This is a genomic window from Desulfovibrio inopinatus DSM 10711, assembly GCF_000429305.1.
Lineage (GTDB): Bacteria > Desulfobacterota > Desulfovibrionia > Desulfovibrionales > Desulfovibrionaceae > Alteridesulfovibrio > Alteridesulfovibrio inopinatus.
The window spans coordinates 124,834-148,327 of sequence record NZ_AUBP01000012.1 but is presented as its reverse complement, the minus strand read 5'-3'; the positions used below and the strand labels follow the sequence as shown (position 1 = coordinate 148,327).

The window sequence follows — 23,494 nt, the reverse complement described above, 5'->3', positions numbered from 1 at the left end:
ATCGGAAGCGCTATGTCTTCTTGTCGAAAACTGCACGACGGTGGAATCAACAAGATGGAAGACGATGTATGTACGGATTTCACGGACGAATGTTATTCATTGATCTGACACAATGTGAGGCGCGTATTGTTCCGACACCCGCTCTTGCCGCTGAGGTTTTTGGGGGAAAAGGACTCGCGACACACCTTATGCTCGAACATATTCCTGCTGGAGCGGATGCGCTTGGACCGGAGAACCGGTTGATCTTTGCAGCAGGACCGTTTTGCGGGACACGAATTTGGGGAGGAAGCCGGTATGGCGTCTTTACAAAGTCACCGCTGACCGGTGGATACTGTGAATCGTATTCCGGCGGTGCCGCTCCGGAATCGGTCGATGCTGCTGGGTATGACGCCGTGATTGTGTCCGGTACGGCTGCTGTCCCCACGGTCTTGCGCATTCATCCGGAGGGATGCGATTTTCTTGAAGCTGAAGATATCTGGGGCATGGAGTCCTTTGCCGCCGAAGATGCTGTGAAACAGCGATTCACGCTGGAGAAATCTGAATACGGCAAACCCGCCGCATTGGTCATCGGTCCGGCAGGAGAGCGAGGCGTACGCTTTGCCGTAATCAACAATGATTATTGGCGATGCGCAGGTCGAACCGGTGCCGGTACGGTCATGGGGTCGAAACGCCTGAAGGCAGTTCTGTTCCAAGGCGATCGTAAACGGCCTTTGGCGGACACTGAAGGGGTAGCAGCGTATTCCAAGGCGTTTGCTGCTGCCGGGAAGGATAATCCCGGCGTAAAGGCATACAAAAAATTCGGCACCACGATGATGGTTGCCTTGATGAATACCGCCGGAGCTTTCCCGACGCGATATTGGGAAGCAGGGGAATGCGAGCATTGGGAGAAAATTTCCGGAGAAACATATCACAATGAGCATGACATCACCGCGCATGCATGCCGGAAATGCTTCATGGCTTGTGGGCGCATGGCAACGATCTCCAAAGGGCGGCATACCGGCCTCAAGCTTGAGGGGCCAGAGTATGAAACCATTTATGTTTTCGGTGGGCTGTGCATGATCGACGATATGGCCGAGATCGCCTATCTCAATGATCTCTGCGATCAACTCGGCATGGACACCATTACAGCCGGCAACCTCTGCGCGTTTGCCATTGAAGCGGTTAAACGGGGCAAACTCGAATACGATATCGATTACGGACAGGTTGATGCCATTGCAGGCCTGTTGCGTGAGATTGCCGCCAGGACTGGGACTGGAGCATTGTTGGCAGATGGCATTGTTCCGGCCGCCAAGACGTTGGGGCTTGAAGATCTTGCCGTGCATGTCAAAGGTTTGGAGCCCCCTGGATATGATCCGCGGGCATTGAAAGGCATGGGTTTAGCGTATGCGGTCTCCTGTCGCGGAGCCTGTCATTTGCGGTCTACTTTTTACAAGCCGGAACTGGCCGGCATGATTGCCCCCGATGCCATTGAAGGCAAAGCAAAGCTCTTTACCGACTTTGAAGATCGTTTGACCTTGTTCGACACGTTTATATTGTGTCGGTTCTATCGTGACTTATACTCTTGGGAAAAACTCATCGAACTGATGCCGTATGTTTTCGGACAGGAATTGACGAAAGATGATTTGCGCCGCATCGCTTCACGGGTGACCGACATGACGCGTGAATTCAATTTACGTGAAGGCCTGGGGCCGGAAACGGACACACTTCCGCAGAAACTTCTTACCGAAGCATTGCCCTCGGGAAAGCGCATCACACCACAAGAAATTGAACAGCTTGTTGCCGATTATTATGCAGAACGCGGCTGGGATGCGTCAGGTCGTCTCCAATATTGAGTGAGACGCTAATAAATTGAAACGCGTCAGATGCACATGCACTCTGACGTGTTTCGTTTTTTATTTGTGATTGGTTTCAGGAGGGGGCGTATCCGGCAATAATTCTTCCGGAATACCCATGTCGATCATTTTGTCGATGACGCGACGTGAAATGCGTTTTCCCTGGACAATATACGTAACAAACGAGGGATCGACATCAAGGCGACGGGCTAACTCTAAATTTCCTAGCTTGTGATAGGTTAGCCAGGTACGAAGCGCCGTTTCCCGGTCAACTTCATTTAAATTGAGTTGAAGGTGCATAGCTACGGCATTTTGACAAAAAATTGTCAAATATGAAAGGAAAAAGTCTCCTGAAAAGAGATGAAACTATCGTTTCGGGGGACGTCCTGGGCCTGGACCAGGCTCCGGGAGAAGATGTTTCGGAATGCCGAGGCTAATGAGTTGTGTAATCAAATGTCGGGAGGGTCGCTCTCCTGTGATAACACGTATGATCGTACCGCTATGCACGTTCAATTGTGTTGCTAGATTTTTAATTTCAATGCGATGATACACCAACCATGTCCGTAAGGCAGTTTCACGATCCACTTTGCTCAGATCAAGGATATCTCGCTTCTTGTCATCCAATGCATATCACCTCTACCGTCATTCAGTTCGACTCGTTGACGAAAAGGTATGGCAAAAAATTGACTTAGAAGGAAGAGGTTTTCCTCTTGTTTTCAATGATTTTTAACAAAAGCGTGTGCATGAAATTTCAAGAATCCTCTTGCGGTAACAGCTCTGACGGTATGCCATAGTCTATCAATTTTTGAACTGTTGATCTGGAGTTACGTGTTCCACGTATGACTCTGGATATTGTTGACGGATAGACGCCAAAATGATCAGCAAGCTGCTTTTCTGAGATGTTGTGATAGACAAGCCAGCTTCGAAGAGCTGTTTCTCTGTCAACTTTGGCGAGATCAAGGCAAAGTGGTTTTCGTTTGGAGGCGATCATGGCAATATCGTCGAGTTGCTGCTTAACCTGCGTTGCGCAAGTGGTCGATGTTGTCCAGAAACCACGCATACGTGGTCGCAATGCCATCCTTGAGTGAAATGGTCGGCGTCCAACCTATGCCTGTGAGCTTCGTCGTATCAAGAAGCTTGCGCGGAGTGCCGTCGGGTTTATCCGTATCGTACACAATCTCTCCCTCAAAACCGACAACCTGGGCGATCAGTTCAGCAAGTTCCGCTATGCGGAGATCTTTTCCTGTACCGACATTGACTATTTCTTCATCACTGTAATTTTCCAGACAAAACACAACGGCATCAGCCAAATCGTCCACATGCAGAAATTCTCGAAGGGCTTGACCAGTACCCCACACCGTCACGGTTGGGTTGCCCTGGATTTGGGCTTCATGGAATTTACGTAAAAGCGCCGGAAGAACGTGAGATGTGGTCAAATTGAAGTTATCGCCCGGACCATACAGGTTGGTTGGCATAAGGCTGATGGCATCAAAGTTGTATTGTCGACGGTAGGCCTGCGCCATTTTAATGCCGGCGATTTTGGCAATAGCATACCATTGGTTGGTCGGCTCAAGAGCGCCCGTCAGCAAGGCATCTTCGGTCATCGGTTGAGGAGCAAATTTGGGATAAATGCATGATGAACCAAGAAAAACGAGTTTTTTTACACCGTTTCGATACGCTGCATCGATAACGCTGGTTTGAATGAGGAGATTGTCCCGAATGAAGTCGGCCGGGGTGGCGTCATTGGCATAAATGCCGCCGACTTTTGCGGCGGCTAGAATGACGGCGTCGGGTTGGGTGTCAGCATAGAAACGATCAACCGCGATGCGGTCACACAGATCGAGTTCACTATGCGTGGCCGTTAATATTTCAACATCGCTGTCGCGTTCAAGGCGGCGGGCAACGGCCGAGCCTACCAAGCCCCGATGTCCTGCAACATGTATTTTTTTCCAGGAAGACATATTTCTGCACTTGGTTCGAGGTGAAAGAAGAAGAAAAAACGGGGAATACTTTTCAGTCTAGACATTCACTCCTTTCATAAGGGCCTCTTCAAATTTTTTCAAGACAACGTCTTTGCTTAAAAGTCGATTTGCTGCAAATCGAGCGCTGTCTGAAGGGGAGGTGGTGTCTTGGGCAAGAATACGATTCAACGCGCAGGCAATATCATCATGGGAGGTGTGTGCAAGGCTGATTGCATCTTCAGCGTTTTGGACCAGATCTGGAGCTGCCGTTGCAAGCTCGGAAGAGGCCAAGAGGCGTCCTCCACACGCGAGAATCGGACCGATTTTCGAAGGAAGGCACGCTGTGGCGACTCCTGAATTTTGTACCGCATAATGGACATCTGCTCCAGGTAGCATGCCGGGAAATTCTTCAGCGGAAAAAAGTGGCCCAAAGACGACATTTCGCAGGCCCATGGCCTGCACGGTTGATTCGAGTTGCTGTTTGATCGGACCATCTCCACAGAGTGCAAATTGGAGGAGAGGCTGGTCTCTGTATCGGGCTGCAAGATGTATAAGACCGGGCAAGTGCTGTTTGGCACCCATACTGCCACAAAACAAGACGACAAGAGACTGAGGGGCAAGGCCCAGGCGCTGACGAAGACGAAGTCGGGCTGCCGGGTCTGGTCGGAATTGATCCATATCCACCCAATTTGGAAAAATATGGTGTTGTGCGACAGTAACACCATGATGTGCGAGTGTTGCTGCCATGGGAGCGGATAACGTCGAAATACCGTCGAATGCACGAACCAGGCGTGAACCAATGGTTGCAGCCCACCGCCCTCCTGTTTGTCCTAAAAATCCCAGACGGGAGGCAAGGTGCCATTCAAGGTCATGAAGGTGGAGCCAAGTCGGAGCATGGACCATTTGAGCTACGAGGAGTGCTGTCGGAGCCGATGTCAACGTTGGCGCAATGGCAAGAACACGATCGGGACGAAACCGACGAGAAACCGCTAACGCCACCGGCAAGACAGAGAGACCGAAACTTGTAAGATGGAGAAGTCGACGGGCGCCTGACGGTGTTCTTGGAATCCACACTGGACAACGTGTTACGTGAATGGATGCCTTGGCATTGTGAGAGGTGGCATCGGGGAGGTCGGTGTGCGGTGTGCGTCGCCATTGTGGGTAATATGGCGGTCCGGCAAGAACATGGACATGATGACCACGTTGGTTCAGAAATTGCGCAAGGTCCGTTGTGTACGGACCGACCCCGACGAGTTCAGGAGAATAATTGAGGCCGATAATGAGAATACGCATGATTACAGAGTATATCGCTCGCCTTACGTAGAGGGAAAAGAGGTCGATTATGAAGATGAGGAACGTAATCTTCTTCGGATAATTGATATACGGTATTCGTACCAACTCATCAAGATGATATAGGATATACCCGGCCATCCATCGAGAAATCCGGCTCTGGCAAACATGAAATATGCAAACCGTATGAGCCATCGGCAAGGGAGCCGAGAAAATATGCGCTTTTGAGCTTGGCGTCGCCGATTGAAGTCTTTTGCGAACAGGGCAACGTGCATGTCGGTCGTCATTGACTGCATATCAGGTCGAGCGCGCATTTCCAACAAACACTGTTGCGCTTCGAACTCAGCATATACGCGGTGTCGGTCAAGCCATTGGGCAAGGCCTTTGCTAAATGGATAATGATCAAGCCACCCATCGACATCGGCAAGAGGGCCGTCGACGACGGCTTGTTGATGAACCAGCCGAGTGAAATGAACTTTCTCCGGCCGTAACAAACGCACATAGAGTGGAGTGGTTTGGACTCGACGGAGAACTCGACCGTGAAAGAAATCTCGCCGCTTAACCCGAAAGGCTGCGATATCACCTGATTCTTGTGATGCACGCACCAGATTGTCGGCCAACTGTGGACTGACTCGTTCATCGGCATCGAGCACAAATACAAAACGATGACGATAGGGGATTGCCGTGAGTGCGTAATTGAGGTTGGAAGCGTAATCATCAAAACGGCGCTGGTAGACGCGTGCGCCGCAAACGCTTGCAATATCTGGTGTTCCGTCCTCTGAGTATGAGTCCAAGACGACAATGTCGTCGCAAAACGACACGCAATCCAGACAATCTGCCAGATTAAGCGATTCGTTTTTTGTCGTCACGAGAATCGAGATCACGTCATTTCGGGGGGAAGCACCGGCGTGCCGGAATCGGTTTCCGGGTTGAGGATATGATCAATGGCTGTTTTAACGGGCATGAGCATGCCGGCTGCAGCCGTGATGTCTTTTGCTTGCGCTGCATTTTCCATAGTGAGGGTATGTTGCGCGAGTTCATAGAGGCCCAGGTTTTGGAAATTGCCTTTGAGGCTGTGGGCCCAATACCGCACTTTGGTCACATCGTTGTGATCAAAACTTGATTCCAGGCCCACGAGACCTTCGGCCAGCGTCTGTTTGGCGACCGTAAGAAGCTCTTCGACATCCGATTCCGGCAACCCTAACGTCTGCGTGAAGTGCAGGTGGATTGTGTCTATGAGGCGGCTACTCATCCTGGGACGCTCGTGCTGAAAATGTTTTTAGGCAATAGCCGAGTAAAAGGTTTTGAGGCGCTCGTCATATGGTGGATGTCCGAAAAATGCCGATCCAGAAACGAGTACATTGGCGCCTGCATTGATAAGCTCTGCGGTATTTTCCGGGGTCACTCCACCATCTACTTCAATGATCGTCGAAGCATTCTGTTTGGTAATCATATCGGATAGTTCACGTACTTTGTCCAAACAGTATGGAATGAACGATTGCCCCCCGAATCCGGGGTTCACCGTCATGATGAGCACCATGTACAGTTTGGGTAAAAGGTACTCTACGACGTCGAGCGGGGTATGAGGATTTAACGCAACGGCGGGCTTGGCACCGAGACGAGCGATTTCTGTTACCGTCCGGTCCAGGTGCGTGGAGGCTTCGGCATGAACAGTCAGCACATCGGCTCCAGCATCAATAAATGATTCGAGATAGCGTTCGGGTGCTTCAACCATCAAGTGCACGTCAAATACGAGGCGGCTTGCTGGCCGCAATGCTTTGATGATGGGTGGACCAAGTGTGATATTGGGGACAAACTGGCCGTCCATGACGTCCCAGTGGACCCATTCGAGACCGGCCGCTTCGAGTGCGGTCAATTCTTCACGCAACCGACCGAAATCCGACGATAAGAGTGATGGAGAAAGAATAAACGGCGTTGACATAACGAGGTCTCCAGGCCGGATGTCCGGCTATTTCATGGAAAAATCCACTTTGATCTTGTACATACGCGAAGCCGGCAGGTTGAGAATGGAAATACCGGTTGCTTTGGTGATGGCGGCCAATTCTTGTGCGACGTACTCGGGAGAAGGGCCAATGAAGGTGAACCAGATATTGAGGCGGTGTCGACGAAGGTAATTATGGGTCACACCCGGATGGGCATTGACCTCGGTGACAAAGGCATCAATTTTCTCTTCAGGAACCTGCGCTGCACACAGCGTGCTGTGCCATCCGAGTTTCCGAGACTGAAAATTACCGCCAATGCGTCGAATGACACCTTGTTGTTTGAGGGCACGCACACGGGCCAAGACTTCAGCTTCGGTCAATCCGATCTGTCTGCCGACATCGGCATAGGGACGTGACGTCAAAGGAAAATGCGATTGAATGATATCGAGAATCTTTCTGTCCAGACGATCCATGGTACGCTCAGTGAAAAAAATGCATGGCAGAAGCGCCGATTCGACTAACTGCAACCCTGGCTACTATAAAAGAGGGTATTCCATCAAGATGAAGGACACTCCTGAAAGACGCGTCATGCCTCTCGCACAGTGGATGTGCTGAGAGGCATGACGGTGGAGTAAGACAGAACGCTTATTTACTGCTGGAACCGAAGATTTGCGGTGGCTTTTGGGTGCTTCCCGTTGCTGCGGGGTATCCAGGATACCGATACGCCTTTTCTCCGGTGTCGATCAGATGACTGGCTTCTTCCATGTAGTTGTTGTAGCGCTTTTTCAGTTCATAGAAACCGTGCCACCACGCGTAGTCCGGAGCCATCATCATGGTTCCCATGCGAGCACGTCGTCCTTCGTGGTGCCAGAGTTCGTAGAATTCGACCTCAATGCCTTCATCAAAGAATTTGTCTTTGCTAATGACGCCCTTTTCATACATTTCATCAAGTTTTTTCTTGGCCGGGATGAAATACACCGTGTTGTATTCTTCGACTGCACCGTCAAAACCGGTGTAGAAGTCATTAATCCAACCATCGGAATGGCATTGCTGGCAGACATTCTTCATCTTGTCGCGTTCCACCTTCCAATCGGTCTTGGCCGGAAAGGCGGCAAAGTCCGAAGGACGAACCGTCAATGGAGCTTGGGTTTCCCACGACAACCGTTCCGTGACGTCGTGCGAGGTTCTTACTGTGCCGGTACCCGACATGTGGCATGCCGCGCAGGTGGGGGCGCGGTAATCGACGCCGGCCGTCCAGGTGCCTGGAGCCGCATCGAAATTGTATTCGCTTTGATAGGCACTATAGATAGCGCCGTGTTTTGATTCTTCAAAAATTTCAATTTGCGGGTGATCCGGACCCAGGTGACACTGATCACATGCATCGGGCTTTCTGGCTTCGGCCGTGTTGAAGCGGTGCCGCGTGTGACAGGAGGTGCACGAGCCCTTGGAGCCGTCGAGATTCAAACGGCCGACGCCGACATTGGGCCACGTGGCCGGATCGACTTTTCCGTCTTTCATGGCGACAATAGTGCCGTGACAGGCAAAACAACCGGTTTTTCGTTCTATGGCCGAGTTCATACCGTCGTTGAGCCAGGGGTCGATTTTCCAGATGATTTCCAATGTATTTGCGTGTTTGCTTCGGCTATATTGTTCGGCTTCATCCGGGTGGCAGCGGGAGCAATCTTTGGGGGTGACCACGGCCGCCACCGGGACTTCATATTGTCGTTTGCCATAGGGAAGTTCGGCACGGTCATAATACTTCGCGTGATCGGTGGCGATATCATTATCTTCGGGTTTCGCCATGTGGCAGTCAATGCATGAAATATTAGCAGATGCATGTCGGCTTTTGGCCCAGTCGCCGAAAATACCCGGAGTTGTTTGTTTGTGACATTCGATACAGGCAACGGCTTGATCGGTCATGGCACGACTGATGCGAAAGTCCTTTGCTGTACTGAAATTGGGTGTCTTTCCTCCGGCCTCGGACGCTGTGCTCTGGCTCGATGTATCCTGGGCCGCAACGACTCCGACAATGGCCAAGGCCAGAAGGAGCGCCAGACCGAGGATAGAGAACCGTGTCCGCAGTGTCGTCTTCATGTCTCTGCCTCCATGCTGGTGGGTTTAGAGGTTCGGCAGTCCGTTCGCCTGATAGGGGAGGTCGAACTGCTTATAGTTGAAGAGATGCCTGGGTTCATGCACGAGGTCACGGTGACAGTCCGTGCATTTCTTCTCATTTCCCGGACGGGCATACAGCACGGCGCGGTGAGCGAGCATGGCACCGCGTCGGTTGGGGATATAGAGAATGTTTTGGTGACATTTCAGGCACGTGGTATTGTCGAAGTGTTCATACACGGCCTGTTTGGCGGCAAGTCGATCGTACCCATCAGCGCCTTCCGTGAGGTGCCCCCAGTAGTCCTTGATGCCATGATACGTTTTGGCAACAAAGAACGTCAGTGTCTTTTCCGGAGGAGGAAGGTGACAGTCCATACATGAAGCGGAAAGACCTTGTGCATTGTTGACGTGAGTGGACAATCTCCAGTTATCCACTGCGGGTTCGATTTCGTGGCAGCTTCGACAGAATTCCGGTGTTGACGTACTCACCATGGCACTCATGGCAATCATGAACACTGGAAAAGCGAGGACCATGCCGACAACGATACAGACAAGGGGGAGAAGAATATTCTTGGGAGATGTCATGCGCGCCTCCTGTCTTGTATGGGACCCAATGCACGTGTGTGCACGGAAGAGAGTCCACCTATTCAAAAGATCATGACAGGTTTTGCATGGGAGAGGAACGATTTTTTCAGTCGTTACGTTTTGGCACGAAAGACAACAGATGTTTTGCAAGGATGGAAAATTGTTCTTGTTCGGCTATATTGAAGCGTAAGACGAGTTCAGCAATGTAGAGATGGGACATTTCCGGTGACAAACAATGGTAATGATGAAGCCATGTTTCGGAAAATGACCGAAATTGTCCCTGATCGAAACGAAATGATTTATCGGTGAATTTGGAGAAAAAGATACGTTTGGCTTTTTTGCAGCAACAAAACAACAAGGTGTCCCATGGTGGTGTTGCTTCGCAGTAGACCATTGTTCTCCACGTTTTGAGCGCGAGAGGGAGACTGAAGACGTCGCGGGCAGCGCGCCCTGGAAGCATTTGCATCCGGACGATACCAGCTTCTTCTGCAACACCAAACACGGGAGAACGGCATTCCAGGCAAACGGCGTCATCATCGTCTTCGATATTCGGACAGTATTTGACGGGCTCGTTGCGATTGTCGAGTAATCGAGCCGCAACATCGGGGTGTTGGGCGAGAATGGCGAGACGAATCGTCATGAAGGCTTTGTATACCGTTTGATATGTTAACTTGAGAGCATCTGCGGTGTTTGCCACGGGCTTTCCGTCAATAAAAGCGACCAAAATGATAGCCCAGTATTCTGGAGGCAGGTTTCCCCGGTTGATCCACCGTCGAGAAAAGCAATGGAACGTATACTTGCATCGACTACACCGAAAGCGTCCATCACGTAGCCCATATGTCGTGTGCTCGTCGCATTTTGGGCAAGCCGGGGTTGTGGTTATCCCGGCCAGCCTCATAAAATAGCGTCGTGCAGATTCGGCTGTCCACGTCGTTGGAGGGACAGACGGACACGGGAGTGTTGTCACAGGTCGATCCCATTTTTAATGGTTTCGATTCCACCCACCCGGTCGACAAATCGGGCTGTTCGAATACGTGTTTTGCACTGGGTCGCATAGAATTCGAGAAGCCGTTTGGCGACATCAAGAGCCTCTTCATCATTGAGACCTTCGGCAACAACGTCCGCAATACGCGGTCGGGCGCCAGCGTTCCCGCCAAACGTTACCGTCCAGCCGTTTTTTTTGGCTAAGAATCCCAGGTCTCGTACCCGTGATTCGGCACAACATCGTGGACAGGCTGAAACCCCGATTTTGACTTTAGCCGGCAAATCTATGCCGGACACAAGGGCTTCCAATTGTTCTCCGAGGTGCAAAGCGTCGGCAACGGCGAATTTGCATCCTTTGGTTCCTGGGCATGCTTGAACGTAATGTGGGATAGGAGCCATTGATTTGTTATCACCGATAATATCAGCGAGAATGGCTGGTTTGTCTTTGGGGTCGAATCCCGACAATAATATACGTTGTCCTGAAGTGAGTTTGATATTGGGGATATCGTAGCGATGAATAACGTCGGTCAAGTTATCCCATTGTTCACGCGAAACATCACCCATGGCGATTCTGGGTTTGACGACATCAATGCTGGGAGTCGGATTCTTCATATGTATGTGGGGTTGAGGTGCATGGGGTTGTTGTTCACAATCAGCCGCTCCCAAATGGAGCGGCTGCTAGGAGAGTTCGTTGTGCATTAAATTGGAGGTGCAATGCAAACAAGGACACGCATGCGGGTTGTTGCACGCACACCATGAGGTTCGGCGATATCGGCAATCAAGACATCTCCAGCCTTGGCGGGGAGTGTCTTGTTTTCTCCGAGGAATTCTCCTTCTCCTTCGACAACGGTGAGCATGAGTTCCCCTTCGATATCATGCGAATGAATCGGCAATTCTTGGCCCGGTTCAAAATTAAAGTTGAGGATTTTGAAATAGGGCGAATCATGAACGAGAAGCGATCCCATTCCTTTTTCCTGAAAAGGCCCTTTCTCGAAAATATTCAGTGTCTTCATTCTGTTCTCCTTCTGTTTGCTGGTGACGGGGCACGGCGTTATATACGAGCCACCCCGAGAAAGACGGCATGGAGTCCTGCTGCCAATGCAAGAAAGACATGTTCAGCCTTTCGGGAGGAACGATTATAAATACCATAGCCTATATGGTTTTTATTGCACACCCCGATGCAATCTCCACAGAGTGTGCACGCAAGACCTGGCTTTTTGCGTTCAAGGTCGAGAGCGGTCAACGCATCGTAACGGCAGACGCGGGAACAGGCTCCGCAGGCCGTGCAGTCTTGGCTAATAATGATGCGCCATGGACTGAGTTTCCCCCAAATATTGGCAATGAGTCCCATAGGGCACCATAGCGTGCAGTGGAGCATGTGGCCGTTTCTCGAAGATGCCGCCATAAATGCAAGTCCGATAAGTCCAAATCCGGCTGCAACGGAAACGGCTACGGTTGGAGAAGCCTGCTTCCATCCGAAGAACGCCGCCATACCAACGGTGAAAACCAGAGTAACTGTTCTCCATGCAACAGGTCGTCCTCCTAATCCCATTTTTCCCGGCATCATGCGGCGACAGGAGATATCATCCCACGCTCCGATATAGCAGAGGCGAGAGCACCACGCAGGTCCGAGGATCAGGACGGAGGCCGAAAACAGGATGAGCATGAAGTATCCCTGACCTCGATATATCGGACCGGCCAAAATCAAAGCAGGCACAGGAAGATGCAGAGTGCCTGTCATGAGCATGCGCGATATACCAGCCAGGCCGAGAAATAATTGTGCAAAGAAGGCGGTTGAGAACAAGGCCCACGTGTAGCGGCGCGTTTGTCTGGCCGTGGTGCGGTTGAGAAGTCGCCCGGCGACCCATGCAGCATAGGTCGCAAGGAAGATTATTTCGAGCTGTCCCCATCCTGGAAAAAAGCGATCAACCAACAGGAGAGGAAAAGGCGCCATAGAGCGTACTGCTTCAAGAAGAGCTATCGTCAACACGAATGCTCCGGCTTGTGCTCGTGCTGCCTCATTTTGCCGTGGAAATAGCGTTTTGGCGGTGGGGGTAGCTAAAACAGCCAAAGCCGAAACGGTCAACGCCAACACTGTTGTCATAATAAAACACAGACGGACCCAAGGCGCATTCGCCATGTGGCGAAAGAGAATAAGGTCATGGCCGACAAGTAGCCAGTTGATGGCCCCAGCAACCATAATACACATCAATACCAATCGAGCCCAGGCATATCGTGTATAAAGAAGAGCCGTACACCACAATATCGCGCCGAATAGTCCCAAGTTGCCCATGCGAAGAGCATGTGCAGCAAGTAATAAGCTGGCAAAGCTGACCAAGACACGAATAACTATTGGCATGATAGACGTTCTCCTTACAGAGCAATATAGCTACATACGTGTCTGCCCGCTTTGACATAGATCAAGAGAAAGGAAAAAAGTAGCAAAAATGTACAGTGTCGTATTTATAGCGGAGGCTCGTTTCCGTTATATGATGTCTTTTAGTGCGCGATAATAAGACGAAGAATATTTTATGAAGCGTATGGTATATCCATGACACCAATCACAAGAGTTCTACTGTCTGCGACGTGGTTGCGAGTTTTTGAAATTCTGTGTATGCGTATTTTTTCATTTCTGACAGTTGCACATGATGGATTCATATAGCGTAACGCTCTTTCGAGGAATGCGACGTGATGAGATCCATTCGATGATCGTCGTTTTTTCGTGCGCATCTCGATTTACACATGAGCAACGGCCATGCCATGGTTTGCTATGGGGACATTCATTAGGCTTGAAGTCTTTTGTTTTCAGTTTGATGAAGCGGTGCCGCTTCGTGAGATCTTTGGCAAGGAAGCTTCGATCATGCTATGATTGAAGGAATATGAAAGGACTTTTTCGTCGCGAAGCTTTCACTTCAACGTCTCTACTTTCAAGATTTGCCATACTGGTTTATCTCCTGAGCGTGGAGTGCCTCTCCCAATTGGTAATGTACTTTCTTGAATTCGCATCACCATTATTCTGTTTTTTTATTTCTTCGACCTGTTGGAACGCTGTGAAGGTTCTCCTTCTAAGAGCTGTGATGTCGACTTCTCTTTACGTATGCTTAGAATTTTCGGCGATGTTGATCGCTCTTGATTTTGCGTGAATAAGTTCTGCTTTTGTATGGTATTGAATATGGCGAATGAGATTTCGTGTAGCAGACTTTTTTATGTGCTTTCTGATTTATATGGTATACGTTCTTTCATGCGTCATCTGCAGGGAGTGAAAGATTTGCATTGTTGCCGTGTGAGGGACTAGAAAGGAGGCTTGTAATGCATAAATTGCGCATTGCTGGCGCAGTTCTATGGATAGCGCATCGGTGAAAAGGATACCCCTTCCCTGTTGGGGAACATGAAGGGGATATTCGCCACAGAGAGATGTTGGGGAACATCAACCTGTGTTTGGGGGCCGAATGTCGACATATATGTTGGATGGGGGAAAGCTCTCTCCGCCTTGCAGTTCTGAAATACTCTGTACAGCAGCTTTTTTCGAAGTCCTGCGCGAACGGAAGGTATGCTTAAGTCCAACGTTGTGAAGGTGAGTCCGGCGTGGTCAAATTGACTGAAATCATAACAGCGTATTTGGCTCTGCCATAAAAGATGGTCTCTTTGGTTTCCAAAATCAGGAATTACTCTTCTATTGTTATTGTATCTTTGCCGTAAGTGCAAAGAAGCTGTGTGATGAGTGAATGAGTACAGTATGACATTATGTTGATTGAAGGAGTTGCTCCATGGGACGTACAATAAACTGTCGCAGCATCAGTTTCTTACTAGCAGGTATAATTTCAGCGATCACTGTTATCTGTGTCGCTGGCATCATTCTTTACGTTTCCTCTTCGACATCGCAGACCACGAGAGAACTTGGAGAGGAAACAGTCGAGGTCTTCACGACAGCTATACTTGGCTCGTTGGAAGAGAACATCGAAAGTAACATCAGTTTGGCCTCGGTTATATCAGGCCAAAACGCAATAGAAAATGCTGCATTATTAGGAGATGGACGACTCGCTCAAAAGGCTGTCACTGCATTCCTTAATGCGTATAAAACAACGTTGGCCATCGTCGTTTTTAACGCTCAAGGGGAAATACTTGTTAAGGAATCTCAACCTGGGCTGAATGTGAAACTTGATTCCGTCAGCAATACCGATTTCGGTCAGGCTATCCTTACTGGAAGCGAATCTTTTGTCTCTCCAAAAGTGATCGTTTTAGGCGATGATGGTTCGGGCCTCACCTTTGCTACGGCGAAAGCTATTGTCAATGCTGAAGGAAAGAATATAGGCGGAGTCGCTATATTTTCCGATTTTGGTTCGTTTACCAAAAACTTGCTTGCTCCCATTTCGATCGGGAAACATGGATATGCATATCTTCTTGATGCGGATGGCCAGTTTATCGCGCATGCAACAAATTCAGATTTGGTCTTGAACAAAAGTCATAATCAAAGTTTTGTAAAACAGGCTTTAGCACAAAAAACTGGTGTTATCGATTACACTTGGGAAGGCCAAGAGAAGGTAGCTGCGGTCAAAATTGTACCGGAGACAGGTTGGATTGTGGCGATGAGCGCTCACGTCGACGAGCTTGATGCTGCTGCCGTTTCTCAGCGAAATATCTTGCTTATCTCCGGGCTTGTTATTGTCGTCTTGTTGGTCAATGTTATCATGTTGGCTTTAGGCCGTATTGTGATTCGTCCTGTAAAGCAGTTACAGAATTTTACAGAAAAAGTGGCTGAAGGAGATTTCACGGCGCAATTACAAGGAAATAACTATGTCTGTGAGATGCTTGTATTGAAAAATGATATTATGTCCATGTACGGCATGATCAAAGAGAAGGTCGGGTTTTCCGATGGGTTGCTGAAAAACCTTGTCGCACCGCTCATGGTGGTCAATGTCGGAGGAGAGCTGACATGGCTGAATGTCGAGGTCATGAAGCTCCTTGACCTGGATGGAAAGCCTGAAGATTATTTGGGTCAGGACTTTTCTCAATTTTTTTATGGTGAGAAGCGTGAAACCAATACGTGCAGAGCTATCAAAGAGAAGAAACGTTTATTCCAAAAAACCGAGGTAACGACGCAGAAAGGCAATTTAAAGTATATCTCTGTTGTTTCGGCTCCGTTGTTTGATCTTGATGGTAATTTGCTTGGAGCCTTCACTACGGTGATGGATTTTACCGGTATCAAAATCAAAGAAGATCAACTTATCGCTCGAAATCAGAAGGTCGCCCGAGCTGCGGAAGATGCCAACGGTATTGCCGACCAAGTCGCGTCAGCTGCGGAAGAGCTCTCCGCGCAGATAGAGGAATCCACTCGTGGTGCAGACTATCAACGCAATCGAACCTCTGAGGTCGCAACGGCAATGGAGCAGATGAATGCGACGGTCCTTTCTGTTGCGGAGAATGCCGCACGTTCTGCTGAAATGGCTGAAGAAGCAAAGCAGAAGGCACAGGAAGGGGAAAAGAATGTCGATGATGTCGTGAGAACCATTGCGCTGGTGAATACGAAAGCCGAAGGACTTAAAGCCGATATGTCAGAGCTTGGTAAACAAGCGGAAGGCATCGGACAGATTATGTCTGTCATCAATGACATCGCAGATCAAACCAATCTTCTTGCCTTGAATGCGGCAATTGAAGCCGCTCGTGCCGGCGATGCTGGTCGAGGATTTGCCGTTGTGGCCGATGAAGTGCGGAAGCTGGCAGAAAAGACGATGACAGCAACCAATGAAGTCGGTCAATATATTCGATCTATTCAAGACAGTGCCAAGAAAAATATTACGGCGACCGAAGAGACCACACAGGCAATTTCGGGGACGACGGAGACCGCAAAAATGGCGGGTGCAGCATTGCAAGAAATCGTCGCGATGGTTGAACAGACGGCCGACCAGGTGCGTAGCATTGCGACGGCTTCAGAAGAACAATCTGCGGCCAGTGAGCAAATCAACCGCTCTACGGATGAAATTAACGCCACAGCTTCGGAAACGGCTGAAGCAATGGTTCAATCTGCTCAGGCCGTGTCTGATTTAGCAAACCTGTCTACCCGGTTGCGCGAAATTATCACCGCGATGCAGCAGGAATAACTTTGTCCCCATGTTGGGGGAATGCACATACCGCAATGCGGCGGACAGTATGATCAAGAGGGCGCGAGGATTTTCGCGCCCTTCTTTTTGGGCGTGTAAAGGGAATGTGGTAGTTGGAACTCTCGGTAGGGGAGATTTTTCTCAACTATTTTCGAAGAATAAGAGAAGACGAAAGGGGGTATGGTTGAAGAAAAAGTACTTTCTGTGAATGCTTTTTAGAAAAAAATGATGTATATGGAATATTTGAATGATGATGTTGCAGGTTATACGTGATTTTGTATGATGAGTTACAACCATGTTTTGTGGTGTGAACAGTGTAGAGAGTAAGGATGATATAAAATAACGGAATTTAGGTGTTGTGTTCGTGAAATATGTATTAAAATTCGGTCTTATGACAAGGACGGCTTTTCTTACTTTAACGATATTGTGCATAACATTGTTTGCCATTGTGACAGGTTTGTACTCTTTTCATCAATATAAATTGACAATTGAAGAGATTACTGGGCCTCAACTTGAGTTGTTGTTGACGGCAACGAAGCTATTGCAACAAAGTGACGCAATTATAAGTAGTAGTTCAAGATTATTATTGGCGACAAAGCAAGAGGATCGACGGCGTGCACTCTTTGAAATTGCGGACCGGAGTGATTGGATGGATAAGCTTATTGTCCAATTACAAAGCCTTAGTCAAAAATCTGAATCGTTTTATGAAGTGCTTCTGGCAAAGGAAAATCTTATAAAGAATCTTCATGAACTCGATGCCATAGTAGAGCAACGTATACTTTCCAGTCAGGTTTCACGTGATTTACCCCCAAATGGTGGGAATGAGATGAAGGAGTCGTCGGAGATGACACAAGAACTCAATTCCGTAATGCAAAAAAATAGCCTCTATTCCACTGAGTTGAGTATTGCCGTTGGATATCATGTTGCCAAGGTCAAAGACCTTATTCTTGAGAATGCAGAACATCTTGAAAAACATATCGATAGCCGACGATATGAATTAATAGCCGCCGCGATGTTGTCTGTCGCTACTGTTTTCGCTATCGCATTTTATATTCAAATGTCTATTGTTCGAAGAATACTCCGTCTCCAAAAAGCGGTTGAGGATGGTAAGCCGCTCCCTTCTGATATTCCTATTGCCGGAAATGACGAAATCACAAAATTGGCCCAGACCGTAAAGATGTATGTGGAAAAAGGAATATTGGACGAGGCGCATATTCTCAATATCAACAAAGAACTCTCATTTCTCGCTACGCATGACTCACTGACGACGCTCTATAATCGACGTCATTTTGAAACTCTTGCAGTACAACTGACGGTGTCGTCAGATATTCTCTACAGTATAGTTATTATTGATATCGATAATTTTAAGCGCATTAACGATGCCTATGGTCATAAAACCGGAGATTTGGCTTTAGTGCATATGGCCACGACCATCAAGTCAGGATTACGAGGCTCAGATATTCTCGCACGGTATGGAGGAGAGGAGTTTGTCGTGATGATGCTGAATGCAGACGACAACGTTGCCTTCAACGTGATCGAACGTATTCGTCATACCGTTGAACGGACACCGTTCCAAGCCGATGTTGGTGCCATTCACATGACGGCAAGCTTTGGTCTTGCTCAATGCAATGATGAACAGCAAACAGTTGACGAGTGTTTGCGTTGCGCCGATGTGGCCTTATACGCTGCCAAAAATGGTGGGCGGAATACGGTAGTCATTTATACACCGGAGTTGAATGATTCATAAAGAGGCACAGCCATGCGTACTATCTTTTATTGCTTTACCGTGGGAGTCCTGGTCTTGTTTATGCCATTTACCGCCAGCGCCGTCAGAGATAGCATTCGGGTTGGTATTCAGCTTGAACCTCCAAGTCTCGATCCGACGACGACGGCATCTTCGTCAACTGGTGAAATCACATATGACAATATTTACGAAGGGTTGACGAAGATTGACAGAGACGGGAATGTACAACCTCTCTTGGCGCGATCTTGGGATATTTCGTCGGATGGATTAACCTACACATTTACGTTGCAAAACAATGTGCATTTTCATGATGGTAGCAAACTGACACCGGAAATCGTCGTGTTTTCATTGAAGCGTTTGGTGTATGGTCTTCCACCAAATCCTCAAAAGGATCTTTTTGAAGATATCGCTTCCATTGAACTCGTTGGCTCTAACCGTGTCAAAGTGACTTTGTCCGAAGCGAATTCTGATTTTCTTTTTAATCTTGGTCTGCCGGCTGCGGTTATTGTGCATCCTGATTCTACCTCGACCAATCCTATTCATCCTATCGGTACTGGACCGTATGCCTTTAAAGAATGGATAAAAGAAGATCGTATTGTTATGGATGCGTTTTCTGGATACTGGGGGGCATCTCCTTCTATTCGACATGCCGAATTTATTTTTACACCAAGCAGGATACAGATTGAATCTGCCCTCGCGGAAGGCCTTGTAGACGGCTATCAAGATGGCAGTGGACACAATCTTCTGGAGAAATTTGCTTCACGCCGAGACTATGTCATTACCAAAGGATACAACAACGGAGAGATTATTCTTGCTATCAATAATGGCAAATATCCTTTGAACGACATCCGCGTTCGACGAGCCTTGGCGTATGCCATCGACAAAAAAGTTCTTGAGCAGGACCCTGATCTCAAAAGCGGACAGTTGATCGGAAGCCACTTTTCGCCGCGACATCCGGCGTATATCGATCTGACAGGACGGTATCCGTATAATCCAGATAAAGCCCGAGAATTGCTTCATCAAGCAGGTGTGGAAGACGGATTTCTGTTGTCGATTGCTGTTCCGCCCACATCGTATGCACAGATTTCATCATTCCACATTGCTTCGCAGCTCGAAGCGGTTGGTCTGAAAATCAAGTTGATCAAAATGACTTGGGCCGAGTGGATGAGTCAGGTCTTTACAGCGAAAGACTACGATTTGACCATTATCTGCCATATCGAGCCCTTTGATATCCATATTTATGCCAAAGACGAGTACTATTTTAATTACGATAACGCGCGATTTAAAAAGCTTTGGCGCAAAATCAAAGCAACACAAGACCAGGAAGAAGGAAATAAATTACTTGGTGATGCTCAACGCATGATTGCCGAGGATTGTGTGAATGTCTTCCTGTATATGAAGCCACAACACGCTATTTGGCGATCAGATCTACAGGGAGCATGGGTCAATGCGCCGATGAGCGCCATTGTGCTTTCTGATATGCACTGGATTCATTAGGCAACGCCCCATTACGGAGAACATGTTCCACGGGGTGACATTATGTCCAATATTGATTGGCCAGATCGATATAAAAATTGCGCAACTCCTGCGGCAACGGCAGCTTGTCATCCAAAGACAAAATCCGGAATCCCGTTGCGAGGCGACGTCGGATTGAGGGTAAAGCCGTCAAACGTTTGATGGGAGCGTCCTTTTGGGTAAGCCGAGTTGCGTGGGCAATGATTTCACGAGCTCGAGCGACGTCGGAATGACGTTGCCGCACACGGTCGCGGCCAGCTTTGGCTATATCCATGAGCTTCGGGTTTGATAATGCTTGCTTGGCAATTGATGCCGCGAGCGCCGCATTGTCTCGAGGGTAGGTGAGAAGGTGGGTGCCAGGCGTAAAAAGTTCTGTCAGGCCGTTGTGAGCTTCCTCGGTCAGCAAAACCGCTCCACAAGCCATGGCCTGAAAAATGCGAAAGTTAAGTTCTTCGGCCGCACTTTGATTCAACACTATACGGCAACGATTGAATATCGGCACGTAATCACCCTGTTTGATCACCAGGGGGCAGTGTTTCTTGAATTGAGCAAGAAATGGTGCTCGCCGGATATTGATGGACCCTGTGACCGTTCCGACAAATCCTACGGGGATGTCGCGTGAAATTCCTTGGTCCGCGTCCCGAGTGAGATTGCAGAAGAGAGGAAACCACTTGGCCGGTCGGGCTGGAAACTCTTTGGCGAACCCATCGACATAATCGCGTTGGGCGACAAGTACCATATCAAAGGCGGAGCTGTAGGCTTGGTGCCAAGGGTTGCAATATTGATCAATGGTGTAACCGATAATGACGGCGTTGAGGGTTTCAAGGCCGAGAACTTGTGGTGGTTTACACTGATCCACCCAGACCACGAGGTCGGGCTTGAATTGTTTTGAGGTAAGAATATGCTGGAGACGTTTGAGTGACATCGGTTCATCTAAACGAACCGTGCAATGGGGCGAAGTGCCGATGGAGAGCACATCGTGCCCAAGTTGCTTGAATGCGGGGACAAAGTCGAGGCCGTCGATATTGAGAATACGCATGGGAAAGCTCACCGTCTTTTTCTTTGAGATGACACAGTCGTTGGGGAAGTGCAATTCACTTCAGGGGTTGTTTTTCCGGGCATGCCAATGCTAGGTTCGGGAATATCTTTCCAAAGGAGCCACGTATGGACACGGCATTTCGTTTTTCCCTGACTGAAGAAGAAAAAGAGTGTCTGAAAACTCTTGTCCGGTATAGCATCAGTGAAAAACTCTCGCCAACCGGCACGCCAGTGCCGCCACCAGTGAGCGATAAACTGCAGGAAAAGTTCGGTGCGTTTGTGACCTTGAAGCGTGAAGGACGTCTTCGGGGGTGTATCGGGCACCTTGTTGGTGATGAACCATTGTATGCGACGGTTTTTGAGATGGCTCGGCAGGCCGCTTTCGGAGACCCACGTTTTCCTCCATTGAGTGCGGCAGAGTTCGATGACCTGAATATCGAGATTTCCATCCTTGGGCCGATTACAGTATGCCCCGATCCGAAACAGATCGAAATTGGGCGCCATGGGCTTATCATCCGGAAAGGCCCCTATTCTGGATTACTCTTGCCACAAGTTGCGGTGGAGTGGAAATGGGACCAATTGACCTTCTTACAACAGACTTGCCGGAAAGCCGGGTTGCCTCCAGAAGCCTGGAAGGATCCCGATACGCAGCTATTCTGGTTTGAGGCAGAGGTTTTTTAAGAGGAAAAGGCAAGTATGGCTTGAACAGGAGATGGGCGTATTGCTCTTGAGGAGCAGTGCAGTGAATTGTGTTCAAGCAACATGGACACACTGCTAAAGGCCAAGGCCCCGGCAGTGTGTCCATGTATTGTACTGTGAAATTGTCTTGAGTGCGTTTTGTTCGGAGAAACGATTATTCGGTTGGCTCACTGGCCTTGTATTCTTCAGCAAGGCTAGCAACCAGTTCGGCGACAGGAATAATTTTCTCGACGCGCCATGCATTGGCGCCAGCAAAGAGGAGGCCGTCGTTGACCTTGCCTTTCTTGGCATTGATCAGGGCTTCGGAGATGCAAAATTGAATAGTGTCGAAACGGCAGCCTTTCATGCATCGATAGGCGCAGCCTTCGGGGCGATTCTTATCAGCCTGTGCGTTGTCGAGAAATATATTTTTGATGGCACGTCCCGGTAAGCCAAGGGGGCTTCGCATGACGGTGATATCGCCCAGTTTGGAGTCGACGTATCGTTGTTTGAATTCCGGTGCGGCATCGCATTCGTTGGTGGCGACAAATCGAGTTCCCATTTGGCAACCGGCTGCGCCAAGATCGAGCATGCGTCGGATGTCTGCCCCCGTATAGACTCCACCGGCTGCAATAACCGGTATGGGATCTCCTGACGGAGTTTTGAAGTCTGCAGTTGCTTCAATGACTTCAACAAGCAATTTTTCCAGGACAAAGTCGTCGTGTTCGACCTGGTCGGGCTTGAAACCGAGATGCCCACCAGCCATAGGGCCTTCAACAACGAGTGCATCCGGGAGCCGCTTGAAGCGCGACAGCCATTTCTTACAAATGATCTGGGCAGCTCGGCCAGAGGATACGATAGGTGCAAGTTTCGGCCCTGTTTCAGGATCGATATGCTCCGGTAAAGAGAGGGGAAGGCCGGCGCCAGAAAAAATGATGTCCACACCTTCTTCGGCAGAAGTGGAAACGAGCGTGTCATAGTCGGTGAGCGCGACCATGATATTGACGCCGATAATACCTCCCGGAGCATTCTCTTTGGCGAGACGGATATGACGTCGTAATGCGCGCTGATTGGCTTCCACCGGTCGGCTCGCATAGTCGGGTTCATCCCAGCCTATACCGGCTGTGGCGATGACACCGACACCACCGGCACGAGCGACTGCGGCAGCAAGTCCGGAAAGGGACACGCCGATACCCATGCCACCCTGAATGACAGGGAATCGAATGTCCAAATTCCCGATATGAAGATGTGGCAATTTCCCGAAGTCTTGAGGGGAAGCACTTGGTTTCTGTGACGTCATGAGATGAAAAAGCCTCTTGGAATAGGAAGTGATCGAATAGGACCCGCATCGCTCGTACACACCAAACGGTAATCAAGCCGTTTGTGGTAAACAAACGGAAGACAGCCAAGGGAAATGCGAGGGATGTGCGCCTGCCTGCGTCGGAGGAAAGTGAAAGTGATCCAGACGTGGTTGGAGTCTCAGTTCTCCTAACCCTAGAGTGAAGATAATAAACCGAATGTGATCACTTTCTGGTCACATGAGGGGGCGAACTCTTCACACAAGGGACATCGTAAAAATATAATGAAAACAATACAAATCAGCGTTACGAATTTGTTACAACACTATACGCTGATTGTGAGCTAGACGCAAATCTTTTCCGCAGATCGTATACCGAACTGAAGTGCATGACAAGGTGGCCGTATACGCTCTTGTGAA

General features: G+C 49.1%; 21 protein-coding genes. 5 read left to right on the top strand and 16 right to left on the bottom strand.

Going from position 1 to position 23,494, the window contains the following annotated elements; all coding sequences use genetic code 11:
- Positions 1-68 precede the first annotated feature (68 nt).
- A complete protein-coding gene (locus tag G451_RS0111290) occupies positions 69-1,832 on the top strand; it encodes an aldehyde ferredoxin oxidoreductase family protein (protein WP_027184346.1) in 1,764 nt (587 codons plus the stop codon).
- 60 nt (positions 1,833-1,892) lie between these two features.
- Here the strand turns inward: G451_RS0111290 and G451_RS0111285 are convergent, their stop codons facing one another.
- The 14 genes from G451_RS0111285 to G451_RS0111215 all read right to left on the bottom strand — a co-directional run bounded on the left by G451_RS0111285 (position 1,893) and on the right by G451_RS0111215 (position 13,063).
- On the bottom strand, positions 1,893-2,132 hold the full coding sequence (locus G451_RS0111285) for a hypothetical protein (protein ID WP_034641866.1): 240 nt from the start codon (positions 2,130-2,132) through the stop codon (positions 1,893-1,895).
- A gap of 66 nt (positions 2,133-2,198) precedes the next feature.
- Positions 2,199-2,456 carry a hypothetical protein gene (locus tag G451_RS0111280; protein WP_051261400.1) on the bottom strand — a complete coding sequence of 86 codons (258 nt, stop codon included), beginning with the start codon at positions 2,454-2,456 and terminating at the stop codon, positions 2,199-2,201.
- A gap of 389 nt (positions 2,457-2,845) precedes the next feature.
- The gene (gene fcl / locus G451_RS0111270; protein WP_027184342.1) at positions 2,846-3,793 is read right to left on the bottom strand and encodes a GDP-L-fucose synthase; all 948 of its coding nucleotides are present in this window, start codon (positions 3,791-3,793) and stop codon (positions 2,846-2,848) included.
- A 57-nt stretch (positions 3,794-3,850) separates the two neighbouring features.
- Positions 3,851-5,086: a WcaI family glycosyltransferase gene (locus G451_RS28935; protein ID WP_051261399.1), complete on the bottom strand. Its 1,236-nt coding sequence runs from the start codon at positions 5,084-5,086 to the stop codon at positions 3,851-3,853.
- Positions 5,087-5,133: 47 nt separating this feature from the next.
- Positions 5,134-5,967, bottom strand: a complete 834-nt coding sequence (locus tag G451_RS0111260; protein ID WP_027184341.1) for a glycosyltransferase family 2 protein — start codon at positions 5,965-5,967, stop codon at positions 5,134-5,136.
- On the bottom strand, positions 5,964-6,335 hold the full coding sequence (locus G451_RS28930) for an Hpt domain-containing protein (RefSeq protein WP_034641796.1): 372 nt from the start codon (positions 6,333-6,335) through the stop codon (positions 5,964-5,966). Before G451_RS28930 ends, G451_RS0111260 begins: the two co-directional genes overlap by 4 nt.
- Positions 6,336-6,362: 27 nt before the next feature.
- Positions 6,363-7,025 carry a ribulose-phosphate 3-epimerase gene (gene rpe, locus G451_RS0111250; RefSeq protein ID WP_027184340.1) on the bottom strand — a complete coding sequence of 221 codons (663 nt, stop codon included), beginning with the start codon at positions 7,023-7,025 and terminating at the stop codon, positions 6,363-6,365.
- A gap of 27 nt (positions 7,026-7,052) precedes the next feature.
- Entirely contained in the window at positions 7,053-7,499 is a 447-nt protein-coding gene (gene ahbA / locus G451_RS0111245; protein WP_027184339.1) for a siroheme decarboxylase subunit alpha, read from the bottom strand.
- A 172-nt stretch (positions 7,500-7,671) separates the two neighbouring features.
- Positions 7,672-9,120 carry a multiheme c-type cytochrome gene (locus tag G451_RS0111240; RefSeq protein ID WP_027184338.1) on the bottom strand — a complete coding sequence of 483 codons (1,449 nt, stop codon included), beginning with the start codon at positions 9,118-9,120 and terminating at the stop codon, positions 7,672-7,674.
- 24 nt (positions 9,121-9,144) lie between these two features.
- Complete coding sequence (locus tag G451_RS0111235; RefSeq protein ID WP_027184337.1) at positions 9,145-9,720, bottom strand: cytochrome c3 family protein; 576 nt, start codon at positions 9,718-9,720, stop codon at positions 9,145-9,147.
- A 106-nt stretch (positions 9,721-9,826) separates the two neighbouring features.
- Complete coding sequence (locus G451_RS28925) at positions 9,827-10,687, bottom strand: transposase (protein ID WP_034641793.1); 861 nt, start codon at positions 10,685-10,687, stop codon at positions 9,827-9,829.
- Positions 10,684-11,316 carry a nitrite/sulfite reductase domain-containing protein gene (locus G451_RS0111225; protein WP_027184336.1) on the bottom strand — a complete coding sequence of 211 codons (633 nt, stop codon included), beginning with the start codon at positions 11,314-11,316 and terminating at the stop codon, positions 10,684-10,686. The genes G451_RS28925 and G451_RS0111225 overlap by 4 nt, the downstream gene beginning before the upstream one ends.
- A gap of 86 nt (positions 11,317-11,402) precedes the next feature.
- Positions 11,403-11,717, bottom strand: coding sequence for a cupin domain-containing protein (locus tag G451_RS0111220; protein WP_027184335.1), 315 nt, complete (start codon positions 11,715-11,717; stop codon positions 11,403-11,405).
- Between the two features lie 38 nt (positions 11,718-11,755).
- Complete coding sequence (locus G451_RS0111215; protein ID WP_027184334.1) at positions 11,756-13,063, bottom strand: 4Fe-4S binding protein; 1,308 nt, start codon at positions 13,061-13,063, stop codon at positions 11,756-11,758.
- A 1,408-nt stretch (positions 13,064-14,471) separates the two neighbouring features.
- On the opposite strand from G451_RS0111215, the gene G451_RS0111205 reads away from it, so the two are divergent.
- The 3 genes from G451_RS0111205 to G451_RS0111195 all read left to right on the top strand — a co-directional run bounded on the left by G451_RS0111205 (position 14,472) and on the right by G451_RS0111195 (position 20,043).
- The gene (locus G451_RS0111205; protein WP_027184333.1) at positions 14,472-16,802 is read left to right on the top strand and encodes a methyl-accepting chemotaxis protein; all 2,331 of its coding nucleotides are present in this window, start codon (positions 14,472-14,474) and stop codon (positions 16,800-16,802) included.
- A 649-nt stretch (positions 16,803-17,451) separates the two neighbouring features.
- Positions 17,452-18,549 carry a GGDEF domain-containing protein gene (locus G451_RS32675; protein ID WP_051261397.1) on the top strand — a complete coding sequence of 366 codons (1,098 nt, stop codon included), beginning with the start codon at positions 17,452-17,454 and terminating at the stop codon, positions 18,547-18,549.
- 12 nt (positions 18,550-18,561) lie between these two features.
- Positions 18,562-20,043, top strand: coding sequence for an ABC transporter substrate-binding protein (locus G451_RS0111195; protein WP_027184332.1), 1,482 nt, complete (start codon positions 18,562-18,564; stop codon positions 20,041-20,043).
- A gap of 40 nt (positions 20,044-20,083) precedes the next feature.
- On the opposite strand, the gene G451_RS0111190 is transcribed toward G451_RS0111195, so the two are convergent.
- Complete coding sequence (locus tag G451_RS0111190; protein WP_027184331.1) at positions 20,084-21,100, bottom strand: glycosyltransferase family protein; 1,017 nt, start codon at positions 21,098-21,100, stop codon at positions 20,084-20,086.
- Positions 21,101-21,225: 125 nt separating this feature from the next.
- Between G451_RS0111190 and amrA the strand changes: the two genes are divergently transcribed.
- Positions 21,226-21,780, top strand: a complete 555-nt coding sequence (gene amrA / locus G451_RS0111185) for an AmmeMemoRadiSam system protein A (RefSeq protein WP_027184330.1) — start codon at positions 21,226-21,228, stop codon at positions 21,778-21,780.
- A gap of 172 nt (positions 21,781-21,952) precedes the next feature.
- On the opposite strand, the gene G451_RS0111180 is transcribed toward amrA, so the two are convergent.
- Positions 21,953-23,077, bottom strand: a complete 1,125-nt coding sequence (locus G451_RS0111180) for an NAD(P)H-dependent flavin oxidoreductase (RefSeq protein ID WP_051261396.1) — start codon at positions 23,075-23,077, stop codon at positions 21,953-21,955.
- Positions 23,078-23,494: the final 417 nt, after the last annotated feature.

Coding starts and splice junctions, on each gene's coding strand:
- G451_RS0111290 (WP_027184346.1), top strand. CDS start 69: ATGTACGGATTTCACGGACGAATGTTATTCATTGATCTGACACAATGT.
- G451_RS0111285 (WP_034641866.1), bottom strand. CDS start 2,132: ATGCACCTTCAACTCAATTTAAATGAAGTTGACCGGGAAACGGCGCTT.
- fcl (WP_027184342.1), bottom strand. CDS start 3,793: ATGTCTTCCTGGAAAAAAATACATGTTGCAGGACATCGGGGCTTGGTA.
- G451_RS28935 (WP_051261399.1), bottom strand. CDS start 5,086: ATGCGTATTCTCATTATCGGCCTCAATTATTCTCCTGAACTCGTCGGG.
- G451_RS28930 (WP_034641796.1), bottom strand. CDS start 6,335: ATGAGTAGCCGCCTCATAGACACAATCCACCTGCACTTCACGCAGACG.
- rpe (WP_027184340.1), bottom strand. CDS start 7,025: ATGTCAACGCCGTTTATTCTTTCTCCATCACTCTTATCGTCGGATTTC.
- ahbA (WP_027184339.1), bottom strand. CDS start 7,499: ATGGATCGTCTGGACAGAAAGATTCTCGATATCATTCAATCGCATTTT.
- G451_RS0111240 (WP_027184338.1), bottom strand. CDS start 9,120: ATGAAGACGACACTGCGGACACGGTTCTCTATCCTCGGTCTGGCGCTC.
- G451_RS0111235 (WP_027184337.1), bottom strand. CDS start 9,720: ATGACATCTCCCAAGAATATTCTTCTCCCCCTTGTCTGTATCGTTGTC.
- G451_RS0111225 (WP_027184336.1), bottom strand. CDS start 11,316: ATGAAGAATCCGACTCCCAGCATTGATGTCGTCAAACCCAGAATCGCC.
- G451_RS0111220 (WP_027184335.1), bottom strand. CDS start 11,717: ATGAAGACACTGAATATTTTCGAGAAAGGGCCTTTTCAGGAAAAAGGA.
- G451_RS0111215 (WP_027184334.1), bottom strand. CDS start 13,063: ATGCCAATAGTTATTCGTGTCTTGGTCAGCTTTGCCAGCTTATTACTT.
- G451_RS0111205 (WP_027184333.1), top strand. CDS start 14,472: ATGGGACGTACAATAAACTGTCGCAGCATCAGTTTCTTACTAGCAGGT.
- G451_RS32675 (WP_051261397.1), top strand. CDS start 17,452: ATGGATAAGCTTATTGTCCAATTACAAAGCCTTAGTCAAAAATCTGAA.
- G451_RS0111195 (WP_027184332.1), top strand. CDS start 18,562: ATGCGTACTATCTTTTATTGCTTTACCGTGGGAGTCCTGGTCTTGTTT.
- G451_RS0111190 (WP_027184331.1), bottom strand. CDS start 21,100: ATGCGTATTCTCAATATCGACGGCCTCGACTTTGTCCCCGCATTCAAG.
- amrA (WP_027184330.1), top strand. CDS start 21,226: ATGGACACGGCATTTCGTTTTTCCCTGACTGAAGAAGAAAAAGAGTGT.
- G451_RS0111180 (WP_051261396.1), bottom strand. CDS start 23,077: ATGACGTCACAGAAACCAAGTGCTTCCCCTCAAGACTTCGGGAAATTG.